The organism is Massilia sp. 01N410, assembly GCF_056399665.1.
On record NZ_JBFTRV010000082.1, the window covers coordinates 1 to 410 of the forward strand.

The 410-nt window shown below is 62.9% G+C and carries 1 pseudogene; it reads left to right on the forward strand.

Annotation, left to right across the window (positions count from 1 at the left end):
• Positions 1–410 (forward strand): annotated as a pseudogene (locus AC1DOP_RS27345) (aminopeptidase); the annotation flags it as partial.

The following is a 410-nucleotide window of genomic DNA, read 5'->3' on the forward strand; positions in this document are numbered from 1 at the left end:
GTGCTGGGCCGCGAACTGTTCGACTTCGCCTTCCGCGAATACGCGCGCCGCTGGAAGTTCAAGCGTCCGACCCCGGCCGACTTCTTCCGCACCATGGAAGACGCTTCCGGCACGGACCTCGACTGGTTCTGGCGCGGCTGGTTCTACACCACCGATCACGTGGACGTGAGCGTGGACGGGATCAGCGAGTACACGGTCGGCAGCAAGGATCCGGAAGTCGAGAAGGCCTGGAAGCGTGCACGCCGCAACGAGGAGCCGGTCTCGATCACCGACCAGCGCAACAAGGGCACGCTGGAGCGCCGCGTCGATGCGCATCCTGAACTCAAGGACTTCTACAACGAGCACGACGACTTCACGGTCACCAACAAGGACCGCAACAAGTACAACGAGGCGATGGAAGGCCTGGAGGA